The sequence below is a fragment of the Rodentibacter sp. genome (genome assembly GCF_057314195.1).
Genome location: NZ_DBHLAM010000003.1, coordinates 64682 through 88555 on the forward strand (window position 1 = coordinate 64682; position 23874 = coordinate 88555).

The 23874-nt window shown below is 43.3% G+C and carries 26 protein-coding genes and 1 pseudogene; 21 read left to right on the plus strand and 6 right to left on the minus strand.

Annotated features, from left to right (window positions below):
* From rpmH to rlmC, 11 genes are all read left to right on the plus strand, one after another.
* Nucleotides 1-70 (plus strand): 50S ribosomal protein L34 (gene rpmH / locus ACO59Y_RS00460; protein WP_486129736.1); only part of this gene is annotated, 70 nt, incomplete at its 5' end.
* A 12-nt stretch (nucleotides 71-82) separates the two neighbouring features.
* Nucleotides 83-442, plus strand: a complete 360-nt coding sequence (gene rnpA / locus ACO59Y_RS00465; RefSeq protein WP_486129676.1) for a ribonuclease P protein component — start codon at nucleotides 83-85, stop codon at nucleotides 440-442.
* Nucleotides 406-666: a membrane protein insertion efficiency factor YidD gene (gene yidD / locus ACO59Y_RS00470; protein ID WP_486129678.1), complete on the plus strand. Its 261-nt coding sequence runs from the start codon at nucleotides 406-408 to the stop codon at nucleotides 664-666. Before rnpA ends, yidD begins: the two co-directional genes overlap by 37 nt.
* On the plus strand, nucleotides 666-2285 hold the full coding sequence (gene yidC, locus ACO59Y_RS00475; protein ID WP_486129680.1) for a membrane protein insertase YidC: 1620 nt from the start codon (nucleotides 666-668) through the stop codon (nucleotides 2283-2285). Before yidD ends, yidC begins: the two co-directional genes overlap by 1 nt.
* Before the next feature lie 139 nt (nucleotides 2286-2424).
* Entirely contained in the window at nucleotides 2425-3783 is a 1359-nt protein-coding gene (gene mnmE, locus ACO59Y_RS00480) for a tRNA uridine-5-carboxymethylaminomethyl(34) synthesis GTPase MnmE (protein WP_486129682.1), read from the plus strand.
* 3 nt (nucleotides 3784-3786) lie between these two features.
* Nucleotides 3787-4353 (plus strand): manganese efflux pump MntP, encoded by a 567-nt coding sequence (locus tag ACO59Y_RS00485; protein ID WP_486129684.1) that lies wholly within the window; start codon nucleotides 3787-3789, stop codon nucleotides 4351-4353.
* A 63-nt stretch (nucleotides 4354-4416) separates the two neighbouring features.
* Nucleotides 4417-6276, plus strand: a complete 1860-nt coding sequence (locus tag ACO59Y_RS00490; protein ID WP_486129686.1) for a SurA N-terminal domain-containing protein — start codon at nucleotides 4417-4419, stop codon at nucleotides 6274-6276.
* 128 nt (nucleotides 6277-6404) lie between these two features.
* Nucleotides 6405-6755 carry a purine nucleoside phosphoramidase gene (hinT, locus tag ACO59Y_RS00495; RefSeq protein WP_373603838.1) on the plus strand — a complete coding sequence of 117 codons (351 nt, stop codon included), beginning with the start codon at nucleotides 6405-6407 and terminating at the stop codon, nucleotides 6753-6755.
* Nucleotides 6755-7105, plus strand: coding sequence for a DUF1425 domain-containing protein (locus ACO59Y_RS00500; protein WP_373603839.1), 351 nt, complete (start codon nucleotides 6755-6757; stop codon nucleotides 7103-7105). The genes hinT and ACO59Y_RS00500 overlap by 1 nt, the downstream gene beginning before the upstream one ends.
* Nucleotides 7106-7107: 2 nt before the next feature.
* Entirely contained in the window at nucleotides 7108-8154 is a 1047-nt protein-coding gene (nagZ, locus tag ACO59Y_RS00505; RefSeq protein ID WP_486129689.1) for a beta-N-acetylhexosaminidase, read from the plus strand.
* A complete protein-coding gene (gene rlmC, locus ACO59Y_RS00510) occupies nucleotides 8151-9329 on the plus strand; it encodes a 23S rRNA (uracil(747)-C(5))-methyltransferase RlmC (protein ID WP_486129738.1) in 1179 nt (392 codons plus the stop codon). Before nagZ ends, rlmC begins: the two co-directional genes overlap by 4 nt.
* Before the next feature lie 132 nt (nucleotides 9330-9461).
* Here the strand turns inward: rlmC and ACO59Y_RS00515 are convergent, their stop codons facing one another.
* The 5 genes from ACO59Y_RS00515 to ACO59Y_RS00535 all read right to left on the minus strand — a co-directional run bounded on the left by ACO59Y_RS00515 (nucleotide 9462) and on the right by ACO59Y_RS00535 (nucleotide 14051).
* Nucleotides 9462-10289, minus strand: a complete 828-nt coding sequence (locus ACO59Y_RS00515) for a metal ABC transporter permease (protein WP_486129691.1) — start codon at nucleotides 10287-10289, stop codon at nucleotides 9462-9464.
* Complete coding sequence (locus ACO59Y_RS00520) at nucleotides 10282-11130, minus strand: metal ABC transporter permease (RefSeq protein WP_373604305.1); 849 nt, start codon at nucleotides 11128-11130, stop codon at nucleotides 10282-10284. Before ACO59Y_RS00520 ends, ACO59Y_RS00515 begins: the two co-directional genes overlap by 8 nt.
* Nucleotides 11130-12047, minus strand: coding sequence for an ATP-binding cassette domain-containing protein (locus ACO59Y_RS00525; RefSeq protein ID WP_486129693.1), 918 nt, complete (start codon nucleotides 12045-12047; stop codon nucleotides 11130-11132). Before ACO59Y_RS00525 ends, ACO59Y_RS00520 begins: the two co-directional genes overlap by 1 nt.
* Nucleotides 12047-12928 (minus strand): metal ABC transporter substrate-binding protein, encoded by an 882-nt coding sequence (locus ACO59Y_RS00530; protein ID WP_486129695.1) that lies wholly within the window; start codon nucleotides 12926-12928, stop codon nucleotides 12047-12049. The genes ACO59Y_RS00525 and ACO59Y_RS00530 overlap by 1 nt, the downstream gene beginning before the upstream one ends.
* A 241-nt stretch (nucleotides 12929-13169) precedes the next feature.
* The gene (locus tag ACO59Y_RS00535) at nucleotides 13170-14051 is read right to left on the minus strand and encodes a D-alanyl-D-alanine carboxypeptidase family protein (protein WP_486129697.1); all 882 of its coding nucleotides are present in this window, start codon (nucleotides 14049-14051) and stop codon (nucleotides 13170-13172) included.
* Nucleotides 14052-14284: 233 nt separating this feature from the next.
* Between ACO59Y_RS00535 and rlmN the strand changes: the two genes are divergently transcribed.
* The 7 genes from rlmN (at nucleotide 14285) to ACO59Y_RS00570 (ending at nucleotide 20583) form a co-directional block, all read left to right on the plus strand.
* Nucleotides 14285-15421 (plus strand): dual-specificity RNA methyltransferase RlmN, encoded by a 1137-nt coding sequence (gene rlmN, locus ACO59Y_RS00540; protein ID WP_373603845.1) that lies wholly within the window; start codon nucleotides 14285-14287, stop codon nucleotides 15419-15421.
* 39 nt (nucleotides 15422-15460) lie between these two features.
* On the plus strand, nucleotides 15461-16006 hold the full coding sequence (pilW, locus tag ACO59Y_RS00545) for a type IV pilus biogenesis/stability protein PilW (RefSeq protein ID WP_486129700.1): 546 nt from the start codon (nucleotides 15461-15463) through the stop codon (nucleotides 16004-16006).
* A gap of 68 nt (nucleotides 16007-16074) precedes the next feature.
* Nucleotides 16075-17082, plus strand: coding sequence for a RodZ domain-containing protein (locus ACO59Y_RS00550; protein ID WP_486129702.1), 1008 nt, complete (start codon nucleotides 16075-16077; stop codon nucleotides 17080-17082).
* 11 nt (nucleotides 17083-17093) lie between these two features.
* Nucleotides 17094-18200 carry a flavodoxin-dependent (E)-4-hydroxy-3-methylbut-2-enyl-diphosphate synthase gene (gene ispG / locus ACO59Y_RS00555; protein WP_373603847.1) on the plus strand — a complete coding sequence of 369 codons (1107 nt, stop codon included), beginning with the start codon at nucleotides 17094-17096 and terminating at the stop codon, nucleotides 18198-18200.
* Between the two features lie 9 nt (nucleotides 18201-18209).
* A complete protein-coding gene (hisS, locus tag ACO59Y_RS00560; protein WP_486129704.1) occupies nucleotides 18210-19481 on the plus strand; it encodes a histidine--tRNA ligase in 1272 nt (423 codons plus the stop codon).
* 11 nt (nucleotides 19482-19492) lie between these two features.
* A complete protein-coding gene (locus ACO59Y_RS00565) occupies nucleotides 19493-20107 on the plus strand; it encodes a YfgM family protein (RefSeq protein ID WP_486129706.1) in 615 nt (204 codons plus the stop codon).
* A 32-nt stretch (nucleotides 20108-20139) separates the two neighbouring features.
* Entirely contained in the window at nucleotides 20140-20583 is a 444-nt protein-coding gene (locus ACO59Y_RS00570; RefSeq protein ID WP_486129708.1) for a methyltransferase family protein, read from the plus strand.
* Nucleotides 20584-20772: 189 nt separating this feature from the next.
* Here ACO59Y_RS00570 and sodA read toward each other — a convergent pair whose 3' ends face one another.
* Entirely contained in the window at nucleotides 20773-21420 is a 648-nt protein-coding gene (sodA, locus tag ACO59Y_RS00575) for a superoxide dismutase [Mn] (protein WP_486129710.1), read from the minus strand.
* A 301-nt stretch (nucleotides 21421-21721) separates the two neighbouring features.
* Here sodA and ccmA point away from each other — a divergent pair, with 301 nt between their 5' ends.
* The 3 genes and pseudogenes from ccmA to ACO59Y_RS00590 all read left to right on the plus strand — a co-directional run.
* Nucleotides 21722-22360, plus strand: coding sequence for a cytochrome c biogenesis heme-transporting ATPase CcmA (gene ccmA, locus ACO59Y_RS00580; RefSeq protein WP_486129712.1), 639 nt, complete (start codon nucleotides 21722-21724; stop codon nucleotides 22358-22360).
* Between the two features lie 4 nt (nucleotides 22361-22364).
* Nucleotides 22365-23030 carry a heme exporter protein CcmB gene (ccmB, locus tag ACO59Y_RS00585; RefSeq protein WP_486129714.1) on the plus strand — a complete coding sequence of 222 codons (666 nt, stop codon included), beginning with the start codon at nucleotides 22365-22367 and terminating at the stop codon, nucleotides 23028-23030.
* A 54-nt stretch (nucleotides 23031-23084) separates the two neighbouring features.
* Nucleotides 23085-23837 (plus strand): annotated as a pseudogene (locus tag ACO59Y_RS00590) (heme ABC transporter permease); the annotation flags it as partial.
* Nucleotides 23838-23874: the final 37 nt, after the last annotated feature.

Here is a 23874-nt window from a genome sequence, read left to right on the forward strand (position 1 = left end):
GGCAACTAAAAACGGCCGTCAAGTTTTAGCTCGTCGTCGTGCTAAAGGTCGTAAAAGTTTATCGGCATAATCTCCATTTTTAGTGGTTACGCTAAACTTTCCCAGGGAGTTGCGTTTGTTGACTCCCGCTCAATTCAAAAATGTTTTTGAACAACCATTTCGAGCCAGCACTCCCGAAATTACCCTTCTTGCCCGTAAAAATGATCTTGAGCATCCCCGTTTGGGCTTAACCGTCGCAAAGAAATACTTAAAACGTGCTCATGATCGCAATCGTATTAAACGTCTAGTGCGTGAAAGTTTCCGTTTGTCTCAGCATGCTTTGCCTGCATGCGATTTTGTATTTGTGGCGAAAGCCGGCATCGGTAAACTTGATAATGCGACATTTCGTCAAACGCTGGAAAAATTATGGCAACGACACATTCGCTTGGCGCAAAAATCCTAATCGGTTTAATTCGGATTTATCAAGTTATCTTCAGTCCTTTAATCGGTTCTCGGTGCCGATTTTTTCCGACTTGTTCATGCTATGGCATTGAGGCGTTGAAAGCCCACGGACTGTTAAAAGGTAGTTGGCTTACGTTAAAACGTGTATTAAAATGTCACCCCTTAAGCGCCGGCGGGTTCGATCCCATTCCGCCGAAAATTAATAATAACCATGAGAAAAAATAATGGATTCGAGACGTAGCCTGTTAGTGTTAGCACTACTTTTTATTTCTTTTCTTGTTTATCAACAATGGCAAATGGATAAAAATCCACCGCCTGCCGTTGAACAAACGTCTTCAATGGCTTCAGATGTGCCTGCAAGTTCTTCTTCGTCAGCACAAATTGCAGCTGATTCAGCGGTTAAAGGTCGTCTTATCACTTTAGAAAATGATGTGTTCCGTTTGAAAGTGGATACGTTAGGCGGCGATATCGTAAGTTCCGAATTATTAAAATATGATGCGGAATTAGATTCCAAAACTCCGTTCGTCTTACTAAAGAATACGCCTGAACAGGTTTATATCGCGCAAAGCGGTTTAATCGGTAAGAACGGGATTGATACCAAATCCGGTCGAGCGCAATATCAAATTGAAGGCGATAATTTCAAATTAACGGAAGGACAAGATTCGCTTTCCGTGCCATTAATCTTTGAAAAAGAGGGTGTCACTTACCAAAAGATTTTCGTATTAAAACGTGGCAGTTATGAGGTAGGCGTGAATTATGCGATTAACAATCAAAGCGGTGCTGAGATTGAAGTGGAACCTTACGGCCAGTTAAAACACACCTTAGTAGAAAGTTCCGGTAACGTAGCAATGCCGACCTACACCGGCGGTGCTTATTCTTCTTCAGAAACTAATTATAAAAAGTATAGTTTCTCCGAGATGAAAGACGCAAATCTTTCGATCGACACCAAAGCCGGCTGGATTGCGGTACTTCAACATTATTTCGTCTCTGCTTGGATTCCGAATCAAGATGTTAATAATCAACTTTATACCGTTACCGATAGCAAAAATAATGTTGCTTCCATTGGTTATCGTGGTCCGAGCGTGACGATTCCGGCCGGCGCGCAAGAAACCATTTCAAGTTCCTTATGGACCGGACCTAAATTGCAAAATGAAATGGCTAAAGTAGCAAATCACTTGGATTTAACGGTGGATTACGGTTGGGCGTGGTTTATTGCAAAACCGTTATTTTTATTGTTGACCTTTATTCAAGGTATCGTATCCAATTGGGGCTTAGCGATTATTTGCGTAACTCTCGTGGTGAAAGCAATTTTATATCCGCTTACCAAAGCACAATATACTTCTATGGCGAAAATGCGTATGTTGCAGCCGAAATTGCAAGAAATGCGCGAACGTTTCGGTGATGACCGTCAACGTATGAGTCAAGAAATGATGAAGTTGTATAAAGAAGAAAAAGTGAACCCACTTGGTGGTTGTTTACCGATCCTTCTTCAAATGCCGATTTTCATTGCGTTGTACTGGACATTTATGGAAGCCGTCGAACTTCGCCACGCCCCGTTCTTCGGTTGGATTCAGGACTTATCCGCACAAGATCCGTATTACATTTTGCCGATCTTAATGGGCGCTTCCATGTACTTGTTGCAGAAAATGTCACCGACCCCGGTAGCTGATCCGATGCAACAGAAAGTGATGAATTTCATGCCGTTAATTTTTATGTTCTTCTTCCTTTGGTTCCCGGCAGGCTTGGTGTTGTACTGGTTGGTGTCTAACCTCATCACCATTGCACAGCAACAATTAATCTACCGAGGATTGGAGAAAAAAGGATTACATTCCCGCAAGAAATAATCTTTAGGGAATCGCAAGAAAGGCATCGTAAGGTGCCTTTTTTATATCATTTACAAATCGTGTTGGGGCGTTCGTATCGTCCTATCGTTTTAGCACCGCATTGGAAGTTCAAAATGCGGTCTTTTTTAAAGAGTCTTTTATGAAAGAAACGATCGTGGCGCAAGCCACTGCACCGGGACGCGGCGGAATCGGCATTTTAAGAATTTCCGGTCCGCAGGCCGGCGAAGTGGCGCAAGCCGTATTGGGCAAATGTCCGAAACCGCGTACGGCGGATTATTTACCGTTTAAGGATGCTGATGGCACCGCATTAGACCAAGGCATAGCACTTTATTTCAAAGCACCACATTCCTTCACCGGTGAAGACGTGCTGGAATTACAAGGGCATGGCGGACAAGTGGTATTGGATTTATTGCTTAAACGTATTTTGCACATTGATGGCGTTCGCTTGGCGCGTCCCGGAGAATTTTCTGAGCAAGCTTTTTTGAACGATAAATTGGACTTGGCACAAGCGGAAGCTATTGCCGACTTAATCGATGCTACGTCAGAGCAAGCAGCGCGTTCTGCGTTAAAATCGTTGCAAGGTGAATTTTCAAATAAAATCAATGCGTTGGTTGATTCGGTAATTTATCTGCGTACTTATGTGGAAGCTGCAATCGATTTTCCGGACGAAGAAATCGATTTTTTAGCCGATGGCAAAATTGAAGCTAATTTGCGCCACATTATCGAACAGCTTGAGGACGTGCGTCGCGAAGCCAAACAAGGTTCGATTTTGCGCGAAGGCATGAAGGTGGTGATTGCCGGTCGTCCGAATGCCGGAAAATCCAGCTTGCTTAACGCCCTTGCCGGCCGCGAAGCAGCAATCGTTACGGACATTGCAGGCACCACGCGCGATGTATTGCGTGAACACATTCATATTGATGGTATGCCGCTGCACATTATCGACACGGCCGGGCTACGTGACGCGACAGATGAAGTGGAACGCATCGGAATTTCTCGAGCTTGGAACGAAATTGAACAGGCCGACCGCATTATTTTAATGCTAGATAGTAGCGAGCCGGAAAGCCGGGATCTCAGCAAAGCACGAGCGGAATTTTTGGCAAAATTGCCGACTGATATTCCGTTGACTATTGTGCGTAATAAAATTGATTTAAGCGGCGAAAGGGAAGGCGTAAGCGAAGAAGGCGGCTATCAAGTGATTCGTCTTTCCGCACAAAATCACAGCGGTGTGCAATTATTACGTGAGCATTTAAAGCAAGCGATGGGCTTTCAAACCGGGATTGAAGGGGGATTTTTAGCACGTCGTCGCCATTTGGAGGCGCTGGAAAAAGCGGCGGAACATTTGCAAATTGGTTTGCAGCAATTAACGGAATTTCATGCCGGTGAATTATTAGCGGAAGAATTGCGTTTGGTTCAAGGTAATTTAAGCGAAATTACCGGGCAATTTACTTCCGACGATTTGCTCGGCAATATTTTCAGTTCATTTTGTATTGGGAAATAGTGCATGAGTTTTTATACCTTATGGCTCATTGCATTGGGACTTTCGATGGATGCTTTTGCCGTGTTGATTTCCAAAGGCTTGGCAATGCGCTCTTTTCGTTGGAAACAAGCGTTGAGCATTGCCTTTTGTTTTGGTTTTTTTCAAGCCCTCATGCCAGCGATAGGGTATGTACTCGGATCACAATTTAATAAGCTGATTCAATATTGGGATCATTGGATTGCTTTTGTGCTTCTTTCATTAATTGGCATGAATATGATTCGCGAAGGTTTTCGCGATGAAGACGAACGTTCCGTCATTGAGTTTATCAGCTTAAAACGGTTATTTACGCTCGGCATTGCAACCAGCATTGATGCACTCGCCGTAGGAATTTCCTTTGCGTTTTTGAACGTGAATATTATTGAGGCACTTTGGATTATCGGCTTAACCACGTTAATGCTTTCTTTTTTAGGTGTAAAGAGCGGCCATTTTTTGGGAAGAACATTCAAAAGTAAAGCAGAAATTTTCGGTGGTTTAGTGCTGATTGTGATGGGCGTGAGAATCTTGTTTGAACACGGTGTTTTTGTATTTTAGGGTGAGATTTTTCTTACTTTCTATTATAATCGACGCAATTTTTGTCTTTTTAAAAGGGTAAATATGTTTATTGAAAAAATGCATGGTATGGCAAATACCAAAGTGGCTAAATTTATTCTCGGTTTGATTACGGTTTCTTTTTTAATCGGTGGGATGTCTGGCTATTTATTTAGCTCAAACGATTCATATGCAGCGAAAATAAACGGTGAGATTATTTCTCAGCAAGATTTTATGAATCGCTATAACCAAGAATTCGAAACCCGTGCGGCACAAGAAGGCGAAGCTTTTTTAATGCGCTCCGATTCTCCGGAATTTGTCAATAATTTACGTCAAGATTTAATCGAGCGTTTGATCGATCAAGAATTACTTCGCCAATATGCGAAAGAACTTAAATTGGGGGTAAGCGATGATATGGTTAAACGTGCGATCGTAACCGATCCGAATTTCCAATCGAACGGCAAATTCGATAACGCTTTGTATCAACAAATTCTTGCGCAAAGCCGTTTAACACCGGATATGTACGCTAATATTTTACGTGGCGCGTTAACCCTAGAACAAATGCAAAACGGCATTGCCGACAGCGAATTTGTCGTGCCGCTACAAGTGAAAGATAATGCGCAAGTGTTTTTCCAAAAACGTTTCGCTCGTTTGGCGATATTCCCCCTTGCTGAAGAGATGACAAAGCAAAATGTTAGCCTTGATGAAATCAAGGCTTATTACGATGCGAATCAAAAAGCCTTTACTCAACCAGAACAAGTAAAAGTACAATATATTCAAGTTTCTGGCGCTGAAGTGGCAAAAGGTATCAGCGTGAGTGATGTTGAAATAGCACAATATTATCAAGACAATAAAGCGCAATTTATGACTCAACGTTTAGCACATATTCAGTTTGCGAACGAACAAGAAGCGAAAGCGGCTTATCAAGAATTAAAAAATGGCGTGAGCTTCGCTGAATTGGCTAAAGCGCGTTCGACGGATAAAGTTTCCGGCGAAAACGGCGGTGAATTAGGCTGGGTTAATGCTAACGAATTGCCGAAAGCATTTGAAGAAGCAGCGGTGAATTTGCCGGTCGGTGCTTATAGCGAGCCGGTTTATGTGGACGGTAGTTTCCATATTATTTTAGTTAAAGAGCGTAAAGAAAAAGCGTTAAACGAGGTGAAAAACCAAGTCGCTGATGCGGTGCGCAAAGATTTATTGGAAAATCGTTTTTTATTGGTGGAAAAACAAGTACGTGAAAAAGCCTTTGAAGACAGCAAATCTTTAGAAGGCGCAGCGCAAGCAGCCGGTGTGAAAGTGCAAGAAAGCGATTATTTTACCCGTCAAAATGCACCGGCGGCATTAAATTCATCCGGCGTGATTTCTGCGATATTTGAGTCCGATATTTCCAACGGTGGTGTAAATTCTGAACCTTTAAATGTGGGCGAGCAAGATTTTGTGGTGGTGCGCGTGCTAGATCATAAAGCGGAAGGTATTAAAAGTTTGGACGAAGCAAAAGCGGACATCGAAACCTTCTTAAAACGCGAAAAAGCGGAAAAAGCTTTATTGGCAAGCGCAACTCAAGCAGTCGGAGAATTATCGGCAAATCCGAATAAACCGCGGTCAGACTTAGCCCTCGGTGCAGAACAAATTTTTACTTTTGCGGACAACCAAGACGCGACACTCATTAACGGCATTTTCTCCATTGCCAAACCGGAAAACGGCGCGACTTACAAAATCGTGCGTAATGGCAAAGGCGATGTAATTATTGCGGCGCTTGATAAAGTGGAGCAGGGCGAATTAACCGAGCAAGAATTGACACAATTTGGTGCGCAATTATTAAAAGCCCATCAGTTGGAATTACGTGCGCAGTTAATGCAAGCGCTACGCGAAAAAGCACAAATTGAGATTAACGAAACTTTCATTAAACAGGAAGAAGAAAATTAATCCTTAATGTTGAGAGCCTATGGAAACATAGGCTTTTTTCCGAACAGGGTAAATTGCAATTCTCTTGATTTCTGATAAAAATGCGCGGTTTTTTCAATCGCACTTTTCATTAAACAAAGGAAAACCCCATGGCAGAAGAGACTATTTTCAGCAAAATTATTCGTAAAGAAATTCCGGCAACGATCGTTTATCAAGACGAGTGGGTGACTGCTTTCCGCGATATTGCTCCGCAAGCGAAGACGCATATTTTAATTATTCCGAATAAATTGATTCCGACCGTCAATGACGTAACCGAACAAGATGAAGCGATGCTCGGTCGTTTGTTTACCGTGGCAGCGAAATTGGCCAAACAAGAAGGTATTGCGGAAGACGGCTATCGTTTAATCGTTAATTGTAACAAGCACGGTGGACAAGAAGTCTTTCACATTCATATGCATCTTGTAGGCGGCGAACCGCTGGGCAAAATGTTGGATAAATAATGAAAAGCACGCTGATTTTAGCCGTCGGGTTGATGTTGACCGCTTGTTCCGGCACCGCACCGAATCTAGTGCATTCGGACAGTCCGATTCTCAATATTGCCGAAAATCTTGCCACTTCCGTCGAAGCAAAAGCTGATCGGAATTCGGCTTGGATAAAAAATAAAAGCGCTCAACCGATCAAAGTAAACTACCATCTTTTTTGGTATAACGCGCAGGGCGTGACTCAAGTACGCGAGGCGCAGCGCGAAAGTCTTTCCGGCAATTTATATTTGCAACCGCAAGAACAAAAAGCCGTTGAATTAATAAAACCTACCTCTGAAAGCACGAATTACCGTCTTTATTTGCAATAACTATGTCAACATTATTAATCGATCTTGAAGGCTACGAGCTGACGCAAGAAGAAGTGGAATTGTTGCAACATCCGCTGGTAGCCGGTTTGATTTTATTCACCCGCAATTTTTACGACCGCGCGCAACTCCAGGCCTTGGTGAAATCCGTACGCAACTGCGTAAAAAAGCCGTTGCTGATTACTGTTGACCAAGAAGGCGGACGCGTTCAGCGTTTCCGCGAAGGCTTTACTCTGCTACCGGCGATGCAGGCCTTTGCCGCTTTGTCGAATGATGTGCGACAACAACAAGCTTGGGCACATGAAGCCGGTTGGCAAATGGCGGCGGAAATGATTGCGTCAGATATCGATTTAAGTTTCGCGCCGGTGCTGGATTTGGGACACGAATGCGGTGCTATCGGCGATCGTAGTTTTGGCAAGGAAGTGAAAACCGCGATCGATTTGGCCGGCGTTTTTATCAATGGTATGCACGAAGCCGGTATGGCGAGCACCGGAAAGCATTTCCCGGGGCACGGTCGCGTATTGGCGGATTCGCATTTGGAAACGCCTTATGACGAACGCCCCCAAGCGGACATTTTCAGCGAAGATATTCAGCCGTTTCAACAACTTATCGCACAGCAAAAATTGGATGCGATTATGCCGGCTCATGTCATTTATACGCAATGCGACAGCCAACCGGCGAGCGGTTCCGAATATTGGCTCAAACGCATTTTGCGCGAACGGTTCAACTTTGATGGTGCGATTTTTTCCGATGATCTTGGTATGAAAGGTGCCGGATTTATGGGTGACTTTGTTGCCCGTAGTGAGAAAGCCTTGAATGCAGGCTGCGATTTGCTGCTGCTTTGCAATGAACGCGAGGGCGTGATTCAGGTGCTGGATAAATTAAAGCTTTCCGAAAATTCACTGCATTCTCATGCCCGTCAAACGCGTTTGAACAGATTATTTAAGAAGAGAGCATACACTTGGTCGGAATTGTGCAAAATTCCACGTTGGTTAGAAAATCACAAAAAGCTGGCTACCCTTCAACAGCAATGGCTGGCAAGCAAAGCATGATCGATTGTCCGCATTATCAACGCGGCGATTGTCGTTCGTGCCGATGGCTAAAAATGCCTTATGAGCGCCAATTGGCCGAGAAAAGCGCGCATTTGCAAGCACAATTGAGATCGCTAAATAGCACCGCATTGAAATGGTTCCCTCCCTTCCAATCACCGCAAGCCGCCTTTCGTAATAAAGCCAAAATGGTCGCTAGCGGCACAGTGGAACGCCCGATTTTGGGCATTTTGCAAGATCCGAATGAACCGCAAAGCGCGGTCGATTTATGCGATTGTCCACTTTATCCTGCGCATTTTCGTACGGTGTTTGCCGTTCTCAAAGATTTTATCGCTCGCGCCGGATTGGTGCCTTATAACGTAGCGAAACGAAAAGGCGAACTGAAATATATTTTGCTTACTGAAAGCACGGCAACGGGCAAATTAATGCTGCGTTTTGTATTGCGTTCCGAAAATAAAGTCGCGTTAATTCGCCGCGAACTTGACGGGCTTTTATCCAAATTGCCGCAACTGGAAGTGGTGAGCGTGAATTTACAACCAGAACACGCCGCCATTTTAGAAGGCAAGCAGGAAATTTTTCTGACTGAGCAACAATTTTTGCCGGAAAATTTCAATGGTGTGCCGCTCTTTATTCGTCCGCAAGGCTTTTTTCAAACCAATCCAACGGTAGCGGCCGCGTTATATGCCACGGCGCAACAATGGATTGAAGATTTACCGATTGCTAAATTGTGGGATTTATTCTGTGGCGTGGGCGGATTTGGTTTGCATTGCGCCAAGGCTTTGCAAGAAAAGCAAGGAATCCAAGTAGAGCTTAGCGGTATTGAGATCTCGCCTTCTGCCATTCTGGCGGCACGGACCGCCGCCCGGAAATTGGGCTTGCAGGCCGTTAATTTTCAGTCGTTGGATGCGGCGAATTTCGCTTTAAAGCAAAATGCGAGCAAACCCGATTTGATTATAGTGAACCCGCCGCGTCGCGGCATCGGTCGGTTGTTAAGCGAATTTCTTAATGAAACACAACCGCGCTTTATTTTGTATTCGAGCTGTCATGCGGTTTCCATGAGTGACGATTTGCAATATTTGACTCGTTACGAACCGACAAAAATTCGGCTTTTCGATATGTTCCCGCACACGACGCATTATGAAACTTTGGTGCTATTAGAACGGGTTCACGATAGATAAAAACGCGGCAAAAATAATTGCTGAATTGAACATTAAAAATAGCACCGCATTGGAACTGCCTCCAATGCGGTGCTATTTTGTGAGTATAATTTTCGCTTGCGTAAACGTTCTATGACTTTTGTGAAAGCGAGATTAACCCGCCTGTATTACGGCGCGAAATTTGCTATAGGCCAAGGCGACAATAAAAAATGCCGCTTGTAAAAGAATAATGCACGCGCCTGTCGACGCATCGATATGATAGCTTAAAATGACGCCGATAAGGCTTGATGTAGCGGCACTTGCGACGGCAAGCCACAGCATTTTGTCGAAGGATTTTGTCAGTGTGAGCGCGCTAATGCCCGGCGCGATAAGCATGGCAACGACTAAAATTACACCGACCACTTGCATTGTGCTGACAATCGTTAAAGCGAGTAATGTCAGTAAGCCGTAGTGCAATAATTTTGGCGAAAGTCCGGTAATCCGAGCGTGACAAGGATCGAAGCAATAAAGCAAGAGATCTTTTCGTTTCAATATTATCACTACAAAAATTAATGCTGAAACAAGAGCGTTTTGGTACAACTCCGCTCGGCTGACGCCAAGTACGTTACCGAATAAAATATGAGTTAAATGTTGTTCGGTTTGCACTTTAGTGAACATTACCAAGCCGATAGCAAACATGCCGGAAAACACAATACCCATCGCCGTGTCTTCTTTGATTCGGCTGTTTTCTTTTAAGTAACCCACCCCGAGAGAACAAATAATAGCGGAGCAAAATGCGCCGATCGCCAGTGGAATTGCCGCCAAATAAGCCAACACGATACCGGGCAAAACCGCATGGGAAATGGCATCGCCCATTAACGACCAGCCTTTTAATATCAGGTAGCAAGAAAGTAGGGCGCAGATGATCGAGACAACTAATGCGGTAAGCAGCGCATTTTGCATAAAATCGAATTGAAGCGGTTCAAGAATCCAATCAAGCATGCTGCACCGCCTTTTTATGGCGTGTGAGCAAGCCGTATTTTGGCGAAAGCAAAAACGCCGCTAAGAATAATAAAGTTTGTAATGTGACAATCACGCCGCCTGTTGCACCGTCTAAATAATAGCTGATATAGACGCCGACAAAACTTGTTAGTGAACCCAAGACGACCGCGATGATTGCCAAGGTTTTAAATTTATCCGTGAGTAAATAAGCGGTCGCGCCCGGTGTGATCACCATAGCTATTACAAGAATGGCACCGACGGTTTGTAATGCGGCCACTACGCATGCGCTTAATAAGGTGAAGAATAGAATTTTATAAAATAACGGTGAAAGCCCGACGGTAACGGCTTGGGTCTCGTCGAAAAAAATTAGCAGTAAATCTTTCCAAAATAATAAAAGCAAGAGCAAGCAAAGGCCGATAATCATGGCGACTTGGTAAACGTCTTCATCGGCGATGCCTAAAATATTGCCAAGAATAATGCTTTGCACGTTCACGGCGGTCGGATTTAAGGAAATAATCAATAAGCCGAGGGCAAAAAAAGTGCTGAAAATAAAGCCGATTACGGCATCTTCTTTGAGTTTGGAAATGGATTTCACCCAAAGAATGGAAAGGGCGGCTAAAATGCCGGCGAAAAATGCGCCGACCGCATAAGGCAGCGAAAGCGCGTAAGCAATCGCCACACCCGGTACTACGGAATGGGAAAGTGCATCGCCGATGAGTGACCAACCTTTGAGCATTAAATAAGAAGATAAAAAAGCGCAGATTCCGCCTACGGCAGCGCTCAATATCATCGCTTTGAGCATATAGTCATAAGAAAAAGGTTCGAGCAATAAATCCGGTATCATCTATTCCCCTTATTTTTGAGCGTATTTTCGGGTTCATCGAAATGACAAGTTTGTGTGGTCAGAGCAGGCGGATCTTGTTTGGTTTTACCATAGAACACCACGGCTTTTTCATCATCCGTTAAAACGGTGACCGCACGTTTGTCTTCGTCGTTATGCAAATCTTCGCCGAGTAATTTGATATGGCGTAGTACGCCGCCGAACACGAGCTCCAAATTATGTTGGTTGAAGGTATCTTCGGTTTTCCCTGCAGCGATCACGGTGCGGTTAATCATCACCACTTGATCGCAAAAATCAGGTACTGAACCTAAATTATGCGTGGAAACCAGAATTAAATGGCCTTCAATGCGGAGCTGTTTTAATAGTTTGATAATCGCATTTTCAGTTTTTACATCTACGCCGGTGAAGGGTTCATCAAGCAAAATAATCGGGCTTTGTTGTGCCAAGGCACGGGCAAGGAATACACGTTTTTTCTGCCCGCCCGAAAGCTCGCCGATTTGCCGCTGTGCGAGGTGCTCGATATTTACCCGTTGCATTGCCTCTTGCACTTTTTGTTTATCAATGGCTTTAGGAATACGTAAAAAATTCATATAGCCGTAACGTCCCATCATCACTACATCGTACACGGAAACCGGGAATTGCCAGTCCACTTCTTCCGATTGGGGAACATAAGCGATTAAATTTCGTTTTAACGCTTGAGCTATCGGCAAATCAGCGAGTTTAATTTCTCCTTGTTGCGGTTTCACCAAACCCATTAAGCTTTTAAACAGCGTGGATTTACCGCTCCCGTTCACGCCCACCAATGCGCAAATTGTGCCACCGTGAAGAGCAAAGGTCATATTATGAATAGCCGTGTGCCCGTTGTTATAACGCACGGTAACGTCATTTACCCAAATTGATGTCGAGAATGCATCCATTACTTTTCAAATCCTTTAACGATAGTGGAAACGGTGACGTTCAATAAATCGATATAAGTTGGAACGGGCCCGTCTTTGGCCGAGAGGGAATCCACATATAATACACCACCGTATTTCGCACCGCTTTCTTTAGCGACTTGTTGCGCCGGTTTAGGTGAAATCGTGCTTTCGCTAAATACCACCGGAATATTATTTTTTCTAACTAAATCAATCACTTTTCGAACCTGTTGCGGCGTGCCTTGTTGTTCTGCATTAATCGGCCATAAGTAGCCTTCTTTTAAATTATAGTCTTTTGCTAAATAACTGAAGGCGCCCTCACTAGTTACCAGCCAACGTTGATTTTCAGGAATTTGGGCGAGTTTGGCTCGTAGCGGTTCATCAAGTTGTTTGATTTTTTGGGCGTAATCCGCGGCATTTTTTTCATAAATTGCGGCATTTTGCGGATCGTATTTCACTAAGGCGTTTTTAATGTTCTCTATGTAGAGCACCGCATTGGAAGGCGACATCCAGGCATGCGGATTCGGTGCGTTCTTATAAGGCCCTTCATAAATGGAAAGCGGTTGAATACCTTCGGTGACGACGACGGCCGGTTTATCTTTAATGTTTTGGAAGAAACGCTCAAACCAACGTTCCAAATTTAATCCGTTCCATAAAATCAAATCAGCGGATTGCGCTTTTACAATGTCTTTTGGAGTCGGTTCATATTCGTGAATTTCCGCTCCCGGTTTTGTGATCGACTCTACCAGCACCGCATCGCCACCCACATTTTGCGCGATGTCTTGAATCACAGTAAAAGTGGTGACGACTTTAAATTTGGCATTGGCTTGCATAGCAAATAAACTGAGGGCAAACGCGGCCATAATTTTGCATGAATATTTCATGAATGCTCCTTATAAAATTGAAATTTACTTTTGCCTAAATATGGAAAACAAACTTATCCATATTTATCGGAATTAATACTACTACTTTTTACATAGATTTGAAATAAAAATGATTATCAAAAAGTAATATTTGTTTTAGTTAGGGGCAGGATAGCAAAAAGAACGATAGATTTTTTCTATGCTTTTGAATGTTTACGGTTGTAATAAAAATGCCGAATGAAAAAGAACGGCATTTTATGGGTTAATTTTGGGTGACTTGCTTGATCAGATTATTTAATCCTTCTTCATCATAATCTTCTTCGTATTGCGCATCTTCTTCCGTAAAACTATGTAAATGATGGCCGGCCGTACAACCGTATTTTTCTAATTTACCTTTGGTGAAATTGGTTCTGAATTGGGACGAGCTGTTATTTAAACTAATTACCCCGATGGTGGCGTTCCGACAAGGATGTTTGTGAATAAACACTAAATTGTAGCCTGATTCCTGAATATAACCGGTTTTGTTAATTGCTGCGTCGAATACTTCTTCGCGCACCAATTTATTGGTGTTTTTTACGAATATATTGCGTTTGCCGGTTTGAATGTAAGCGCTGGGCATATTCGATAACTCTTTGATTTGTGATTTATGCATGGAATACTTTGCCAATTTTACTAAATCCATTGCGCTGGAAATATTATTTTGAGATAAACCAGAACTGTCTGCAAAACGGGTAGAACGCATACCCAATTCGCGAGCTTTTTCATTCATTTTTTGGATGAATTGTAAGCGACTCATACCGGCTGAGCGAGAAAGTGCATGTGCCGCATAGTTATCGGAATGCACTAACATTGCTTTTAATAATTCATTACAGGCGATTGGCGTGTATTTCGGTAATTTAGTGTGCGTGCCTTTGATGTAATCAATGTCGTCATCAGTAATTGAGGTAGTGCAACGCGGGTTTTTATTATGCTCCAAAAATACATTGGCGGTCATTAACTTCGTTACGGACGCAATGGGTTGAACGTGATTCGGTGAACTGCTTTCCAATACTTTATCGCGCGTAAAATCATAAACGACATAAGATTGTGCTGTGGCGAGGAATGGAATAAAACAGAAAAAAAGAGCAAGAAGTTTTTTTAACATTGCGAACACCGGAGAATAAAACGAGTGTGTATTTTAGCTCAGTTTTTTACCAACAATAATGAAATTTTGCGATTCGCTTCGCAAAACATGATAGGTAAAATTTGTTGCGTCTTTGAAATTCGCTAGCTTATCCGGTGGCAAATCTGTAGAATCGTTGCTCATTTTTATATCAGGCTTTTGTTAGGCGAATCGCCGCAATGTTTACCGCCACAATGTGTAGCAACGAGGCTTAAATGTTAGAAACTTTGGAACAGAATAAAAAAATCAATTTAATGGATTTGACGCGCCGACAAATGCGCGAATTTTTTGCCGAATTAGGCGAAAAACCGTTTCGCGCCGATCAATTGGTAAAATGGATTTATCATTTTGGCGAAGATAACTTCGACAATATGACGAATATTAATAAGAAATTGCGTGAAAAATTAAAATCCGTGGCGGAAATTAAAGCGCCAGAAGTGGCAGTAGAACAACGTTCTGCCGATGGAACCATTAAATGGGCGATGCAGGTGGGCGATCAGCAAGTGGAAACCGTGTATATTCCCGAAGCGGATCGCGCCACCTTGTGTGTTTCTTCGCAGGTCGGTTGCGCCTTGGCTTGCACATTCTGTTCCACTGCACAACAAGGCTTTAATCGAAATTTAACGGTAGCGGAAATTATCGGTCAGGTATGGCGAGCTTCGAAAATTATCGGTAATTTCGGCGTTACTGGTATACGTCCGATTACCAATGTAGTGATGATGGGTATGGGCGAGCCGCTGCTCAACGTGGCAAACGTTGTGCCGGCAATGGAAATTATGTTGGATGATTTCGCTTACGGTTTATCTAAACGCCGCGTGACTTTATCCACTTCAGGCGTGGTGCCGGCGCTGGATAATTTAAGCAAAATGATCGACGTAGCGTTAGCAATTTCCTTACATGCGCCGAACGATGAATTGCGTGATGAAATTGTACCGTTAAATAAAAAATACAATATTAAAACCCTTATTGATTCGGTTAATCGTTATTTGAGTACATCCAATGCCAACCACGGCAAGGTCACCATTGAATATGTGATGTTGGATCATGTTAATGATCATGTGGAACACGCTCATCAATTAGCGGAAGTGTTAAAAAATACACCGTGTAAAATTAACCTGATCCCATGGAACCCTTTCCCGCAAGCGCCCTATGCAAAAAGCTCCAACACGCGCATTGATCGCTTCCAGAAAACTTTGATGGAATACGGTTTAACCGTAATCGTGCGAAAAACCCGTGGCGACGATATTGATGCGGCTTGCGGACAATTAGCCGGCGATGTTATTGACCGCACCAAGCGCACCGCATTGAAACGTCAATTCGGGCAAAATATCGGGGTTACGCAAGTTAGCTGAATTTAGCTGAATTAAGTTTACGAAATTAACGGAGGAAAAATGAAACTCAAGGTTATTCGATTTGTAGGAGCGATCATTTTCCCTTTGCTTTTCTCTGCTTGTGTTTCACAAAATGACACCGTTGCTTTTAATAAACAACGTGCGGCAAAGGCGCGTGTAGAACTTGCTCTCGGTTATCTTCAACAAAATAATCTACCGCAAGCTAAACAGAATTTGGATAAAGCCTTAGAGCATGATAAAAATTATTATCTAGTGTATTCCGCACTGGCACATTTTTATCAATTGCAGGGGGATGCGAGCGCCGCGCACCAAGCTTATCAACAAGCGCTTAAATTAGACCCAAAACAAGGCGATACGCATAATAATTTCGGCGCATTTTTATGCGGGCGAGGCGAGTTTGTGCAAGCCTATGAACAATTTGAGGCAGCGTTGTCTTCGCCGAATTATTATCGTCAAGCGGATACTTATGAAAATATAGCGCTTTGCGCGCAGGCGGAAAATCGGCGGGAACTGTATCAACAGGCTTTTGATAAACTGCGGCAAATCGATGCTCATCGCGCGGAAAAGCTGAATCGAGCCAAATAAAACATTGCCAAAAAGCGCTTTCGACTTTAAAATTCAGCGTCTAATTATATCCATCAAATAATGAACTCATGAATACGCAAGTTGAACAATCTCAAGCGCAAAACGAACAAGCCGAAGTGACCTTAGGCGAAAAATTTCGTCAGGCTCGCGAAGCGCTGAATTTATCTCTTGAAGATGTTTCTAAACAAATTGCTTTACGTCCTTCCATTTTAGTGCAAATCGAAAACAACGAGTTTATCCAGAAAAATGTTCCTGCTACCTTTGTAAAAGGCTACGTCCGTAGCTACGGTAAATTTTTGCGTTTACCGGAAAGTTTGTGGAATGATCTTTCTTTTGGTGAAAGTGAGCAAATTGATTTAGATAAAAACGTGCGAGCGACTCGTTCGGTTAATCAATATTCTTTACATAACCGCTGGATCGGTTATTTAACCGTGTTAGTGTTGTTTGTGGCACTAAGCATGACGGGCTTATGGTGGTGGCAGAATTATCAAAAATCCAATGAAGAACGTGATATTCTAGTGAAAAACTATGTATCTAATTCAGAAGATACGCAAACTGCGCCGAAAAATTCAGTGCTTGCTGAAGCGCCTGTTGTTCAACCAACCGGAATAATGAAACAACCCGGGCAAATGATGCCGTTGGATAGTATGCCCTCGGCAGCGAACGGTAACGAGATCGAAACTGAGTCTAAAGCAACAAATATAGCGTCGGTTCAACAAGAACAAATTGAAAATTTGTCGTCTAAATCAGAATCGACCGTAAACGGTGAAACGGCAATTCCGCCGGATAGTCAAAGTTCGGTGGAAAATCCGACGATTTCTCCGGCGCCTCCGATTGCACAAGGCGATCTGGTTGTGGAAATACTAAGAAATACTAGCTGGCTAAGCGTTAAAGATAGTAATCGTAAAGTCCTTGTACAAAAAGAATATAAGCAAGGCGAAGTACTCACTTTTAGCGGCGATGAATTTTCCTTAATCGTAGGTGCTCCTGGGAATGTTCGAATCACTTATAAGGGGGAAAATTATCCGCTCAAAGTAGATGGTCGAGTAGCAAAATTTAAACTTTCACAACCTTAATAGGAAGAATTATGTCAGCTTTTCAACCAACCATTAAGCGTCGTGAATCAACAAAGATTTATGTCGGCAACGTACCGATCGGCGGCGATGCGCCGATTGCTGTACAATCAATGACCAATACTCGCACTACTGATGTGGAAGCTACGGTTGCGCAAATCAAGTCGCTGGAGCGCGTGGGGGCAGATATCGTACGCGTATCCGTGCCGACTATGGAGGCAGCGGAAGCCTTTAAAATCATCAAACAACAAGTGAATGTACCGCTTGTGGCAGATATTCATTTCGACTACCGCATTGCGCTTAAAGTCGCGGAATATGGCGTGGATTGCTTGCGTATCAATCCGGGTAATATTGGGCGAGAGGACCGCATTCGAGCCGTAGTGGATTGTGCTCGTGATAAAAATATTCCGATTCGTATCGGCGTAAATGCCGGTTCTTTGGAGAAGGATATTCAAGAAAAATACGGCGAACCAACGCCGCAAGCCTTATTGGAATCAGCGTTACGTCATGTAGATATTTTAGACCGACTCAACTTTGATCAATTTAAAGTCAGTGTTAAAGCTTCCGATGTTTTTTTGGCGATAGAATCTTATCGTTTATTGGCAAAAGCGATTAAACAACCGCTGCATTTGGGCATCACCGAAGCCGGTGGTGCTCGTGCAGGTGCAGTAAAATCCGCCATCGGTTTAGGCATGTTGTTGGCCGAAGGCATCGGTGATACCTTGCGTGTTTCTTTAGCTGCCGATCCGGTCGAAGAAATTAAAGTTGGTTTCGATATTTTGAAATCTTTGCGTATTCGTTCGCGCGGTATTAATTTTATTGCCTGTCCGACTTGCTCCCGTCAGGAGTTTGACGTCATTGGCACGGTCAACGCTCTTGAACAACGCCTAGAAGACATTATTACGCCGATGGACGTCTCCATTATTGGCTGCGTAGTAAATGGTCCGGGTGAAGCGTTGGTTTCTGATTTAGGAGTGACCGGCGGAAATAAAAAAAGTGGTTATTATGTAGACGGCGAACGTCAAAAAGAGCGTTTTGATAACGAAGATATTATCAATCAATTGGAAGCAAAGATTCGTGCGAGAGTTGCACGACAAGATCCGAATAATCGAATTCTTTAAGGATATATTGTGGCAAAAACTATTCAAGCAATTCGTGGAATGAACGATTGTGCTCCGACGGAGTCGCCACTATGGCAGTGGATTGAAGCGCAGGTGCGTCAAGTTTTGGCAAGTTACGGCTATTCAGAAGTGCGTATGCCGCTCGTCGAAAATACGGCATTATTTACGCGCGCCATTGGTGAAGTGACTGACGTCGTATCAAAAGAAATGTACACGTTCTGGGATAATGAGGAACAATTGACGCTTCGTCCGGAAGGCACCGCAGGTTGCGTACGCGCGGCAATTGAACATGGTTGGATTTATAATAACGAGCAACGTTTATGGTATATGGGACCAATGTTCCGCCATGAGCGTCCGCAAAAAGGGCGTTACCGTCAATTTCACCAAGCCGGTGTGGAAGTGTTCGGCATTGCGAACCCGGAAATTGATGCAGAATTAATCATTTTAACGGCGCGTCTCTGGAAAATGTTGGGTATTGAAAAACATGTTTCCTTGCAACTTAACTCAATCGGTTCGTTAGAAGCTCGGGCGAATTATCGCACCGCATTGGTGGCGTTTTTGCAAAATCACCAAGGCTTAATGAGTGAAGAAGAAAAAGAACGTTTGGTGAAAAATCCGTTACGGATTTTGGATACGAAAAATCCAGAATTACAGAAAGTGCTGGACGACGCACCGAAATTGCTTGATTACTTAGATGATGAAAGTCGTGAGCACTTTTCTCAGTTATGCAGTTTATTGGATGCGATTGGCATTCAATACGAAATTAATTCAAAGCTCGTGCGCGGATTAGACTACTACAACAAAACCGTATTTGAATGGGTAACAACCGCATTGGGCGCGCAAGGCACTGTGTGTGGTGGTGGCCGTTACGACGGCTTGGTTGAACAGTTGGGTGGACATGCTAGTCCGGGTATCGGTTTTGCGATGGGGTTAGAGCGCTTAGTATTGTTGGTGCAAGAAGTGAATCAAAATATTCCGGTAGAAAAGGCAGTAGATATTTACCTTGTTTATCAAGGTGAAGGGACGACCTTAGCCGCATTCCAATTAGCGGAAAAAGTTCGTTCGGCATTACCGCACTTACGCGTAATGTTGCATGCCTCTAGCGGTAGCTTTAAGAAACAATTTAAACGCGCGGATAAATCCGGTGCAGCTTTAGCATTAGTGCTCGGCGAAAGCGAAGTACAAAATAACCAAGTGGTCGTGAAACATTTGCATGGTGGCGTTGATCAACAAGTTATCGATGCTACGCAAGTGATTGATTATATTCAGGCTCAATTTTAAAGGTAAAGAAAATGGCGTATAGCATTGAAGAAGAACAAGAAATTAACCAATTAAAAGATTGGTGGAAAGAAAACGGCAAAGCCATCATTGTCGCCTTTGTTTTAGGTGTAGGGGGAATGTTTGGTTGGCGTTATTGGCAGGTCTATCAGACCAATCAAATCATCGAAGCTTCTGCAGGATACGAAGCGTTAGTTTATGGGGCGGAGCAAAATTCTGCGGCGCAAAAAGTCAAATTAACCGAATTTGTGCAAGCTAATAGCAAAACCAGCTATGCAGTTTTCGCCTTACTGAACGAAGCGAAAAATGCTGTTGCGCGAAAAGACTTCATCGCTGCGAGCACCGCATTGGAGCAAGCATTGGCACAATCTCAAGATGAGATATTAACTTCGCTTGCGGCAGTACGTTTGAGTGCGGTGCAATTCCAATCCGGTCAGTTTGATAATGCATTATCAACTTTGAATCAAGTGAAAAGCGCAAGTTTCAATGCACGTAAAGCCTTATTAAGCGGCGATATTCAACTTGCAAAAGGTGATCAAGCTGCCGCCAAAAGCAGCTTTGAGCAGGCGCTACAAAATGGTAGTCCGTTAGAACGACAAGCCGCTCAAATGAAATTAAATAATCTTTAATCAATGACGCCCGCAAGGGCGTTTATTTTTTTATGCGATCTTTATTTCCTCTTCCTCCGCCCATACTTTGCTTGCTTATCGGTATCGCCATGTATTGGTTTCCGCCGATAGGACCGCATTGGCGCTTTGGGTTTCTGGTTATTTTCTTTATTTTGTTATCCGGTGTTGTGGCTATGACTGCAGTCGCACAGTTTTATCAACAAAAAACGACGATTGATCCACAGCAATTAGAGCAAACAACGCAGCTGGTAACATCCGGCGTTTTCCGTATTACACGTAATCCGATGTATTTGAGTTTATTATTTATATTGATAGCCTGGGCATTGTGGTTAGCGCATTTATTGGCTTGGACGGGCGTGATCGTTTTTGTTTGGCTGATGAATCGTTGGCAAATTGCGCGAGAAGAAGCTTTTCTAGAACAGAAATTCGGCGCAGATTATCGCCGTTATAGAGAGAAGGTCAGACGTTGGCTATAAAAAAGCGGTGAAATCTCACCGCTTTTTTTATGTTTATCGCGTAATTATGTAGCAAATGCACAAAACCATTTGAATTAAGCATGAGTTTGCATCAAACGACAGCACCGCATTGAAAGCGGCTCCAATGCGGTGCTATTTTGCAAGGGTAATTTAGCGTTGTGCAACTGCTACATAATTTTGGTTTATCGTTTATTTTGCACAGTTACAATCCGCGCTTTTCTTGGCGAAACGCTCAGCCACATAATCCCAGTTCACTACGTTCCAGAATTCCTTAATGTAGTCCGGACGGCGATTTTGGAATTTCAAATAATAAGCATGTTCCCAGACGTCTAAGCCTAAAAGTGGGAAGCCTTCGCAACCAGCCACTTCTTTGCCCATTAATGGATTATCTTGGTTAGCGGTCGAAACTACCGACAATTTACCTTCTTTAGTTAATACTAACCACGCCCAACCGGAGCCGAAACGGGTTGCTGCGGCTTTTTCAAATTCCGCTTGGAACGCTTCCACGGAACCGAAATCACGCACGATAGCGTCTTTTAATGCGCCTTGTAACGTTGTGCCTTTTTTTAAGGATTTCCAAAATAAACTGTGATTGGCATGACCGCCCGCATTGTTGCGTAATGCAACGCGTTTTTCTGCAGGAATTTTATCAAGGTCGGCGATTAATTGACCCGGACACATTTCGGCAAATTCGGTGGGTAAGCCTTCTAGCACCGCATTGGCGTTGTTCACATAAGCTTGGTGGTGTTTGCTATGATGAATTTCCATAGTTTGCGCATCGAAATGCGGCTCTAATGCATCGTAGGCATAGCCTAATTCAGGTAGAGTGTAAGCCATAAGTCGTTCCTTCTATAAAATAAACGTTTTTCTCCATTTTGACATCAAAAGATCAAAAGATATGTATCCAAAATCAGTCAAAAAGTTCCCACATGGTAGCAGAAAAGTTGATTTAGATCATTAAATCTTTTTCTTTTTAAGTAAATCGATTGATTAAATTCTTCTTGGTTAAATCTTGTTTTAAATCAATAAAACTTGTGATCCACCTCTAAAGAGTTAGATTTTTCGGTTGCTAAAATATCGTCAAAATTTTCCCTTATGATAGAATACTGCCAATTTTTTTGGGTTCTTTTTTGTCCTTATGTTTGAAATGCATACGCTATCTTTGCAAAATCTGGCCTGTCAGCGCGGTGAACGCGTATTATTTCGCGGCTTGACGTGCGATTTTAATGCGGGTGATTTTGTGCAAATCGAAGGGCATAACGGTATAGGCAAAACCAGTTTATTGCGCATCTTGGCAGGTTTGGCTCAACCAATTGAAGGTAAAGTACGATGGGATATGGAAGAGATTTCTAAACAGCGTGAAATTTACCATCAATATTTGCTTTATTTAGGCCATCTTTCCGGCGTTAAACCCGAGCTTAGCGCATGGGAAAATTTGCAGTTTTATCAACGCATTAGCCGTGCTAAGCAAGGTAATGAAGCGCTTTGGGCGGTATTGGAAAAAGTCGGTTTATTGGGGCGCGAAGATTTACCGGCGGCACAACTTTCGGCCGGCCAACAAAAACGCATAGCCTTGGCGCGCTTGTGGCTTTCGCAAGCGCCTTTGTGGATCTTGGACGAACCTTTCACTGCAATTGATAAAAAAGGCGTGGAAATTTTAACTGCACTTTTTGATGAACATGCGCGACAGGGAGGGATCGTATTGCTCACTAGTCATCAAGACGTGCCGAGTTCAGGTTTACAAAAACTCAATTTGGCCCGATTTAAAGCGGAATAAATCGATGATTTTCTTAGATATCATTAAACGAGAGTTACAGATCGCGATGCGGAAACGGGCAGAAATTTTAAACCCGTTATGGTTTTTTTTGATTGTTATTACGTTGTTTCCACTAGTGATCGGGCCGGATCCGGCATTGCTTTCTCGTATTGCGCCAGGTGTGGCTTGGGTTGCTGCGTTACTTTCGGCGTTGCTTTCTTTTGAACGTCTGTTCCGTGATGATTTTATTGACGGTTCGCTTGAACAATTAATGCTCAATGCGCAATCTTTACCGATGACCGCATTGGCGAAAGTAATTGCACATTGGTTATTGACCGGATTACCGCTCATTCTGCTTTCTCCGATTGCCGCATTATTACTTTCTTTGGAAATCAATATTTGGTGGGCGTTAGTGCTAACTTTATTGTTAGGTACACCGGTGTTAAGTAGTATTGGCGCGATTGGCGTGGCATTAACGGTCGGATTGCGCAAGGGGGGCGTGTTATTAAGTTTACTGGTAGTGCCGCTGTTTATTCCCGTACTGATTTTTGCTTCGTCCGTATTAGAAGCTGCCAGTTTAAATATGACTTATGGCGGACAGCTGGCTATTTTAGGCGCGATGATGGTGAGCGCGATCACTCTTTCTCCGTTTGCCATTGCGGCGGCATTGCGAATTAGTTTAGATAATTAATTTTCATTCGACACACCTCGAAAATGTACTGGTTTTTCTTTCTTTTTTAAGGATCTTTTTATTATGTGGAAGTGGTTACATCCTTACGCCAAGCCGGAAACGCAATATCGCATTTGCGGTAAATTAAGTCCGTTATTTGCGATTTTGACCTTATTGTTGCTTGGCGCAGGTGTTGTGTGGGGCTTGGCTTATGCGCCGGCAGATTACCAGCAAGGCAATAGTTTCCGAATTATGTACGTGCACGTGCCGAGCGCTATTTGGTCAATGGGTGTGTACGGTTCTATGGCGGTCGCTGCTGTGATTGCGTTGGTATGGCAGATTAAACAAGCCCATCTTGCGATGATTGCTATGGCACCAATTGGTGCATTATTCACTTTTCTAGCGCTCGTTACCGGCGCGGTCTGGGGTAAACCGATGTGGGGAACTTGGTGGGTGTGGGATGCGCGCTTAACTGCCGAACTAATCTTATTCTTCCTTTATTTAGGTGTTCTCGCGCTCTATTCCGCATTTTCTGATCGAACTGTGGGGGCCAAAGCCGCTGGGATTCTTTGTATCACTACCGTGGTGATTTTACCGATTATTCATTTCTCCGTAGAATGGTGGAATACCTTGCACCAAGGCGCGAGTATCACGAAATTAGAAAAACCTTCTATTGCTACCCCAATGCTTATTCCTCTAATTCTTTGTATTTTCGGTTTTTTAAGCCTGTATATTTGGCTTACTCTTGCACGTTATCGCGTGGAATTATTAAAAGAAGATGCGAAACGTCCGTGGGTAAGAGCGTTGGCTCAGTCAACCGTTAAGTAAAGTGTGGTTAAGTTTTTTAGAATTTTTGAATAAGGAA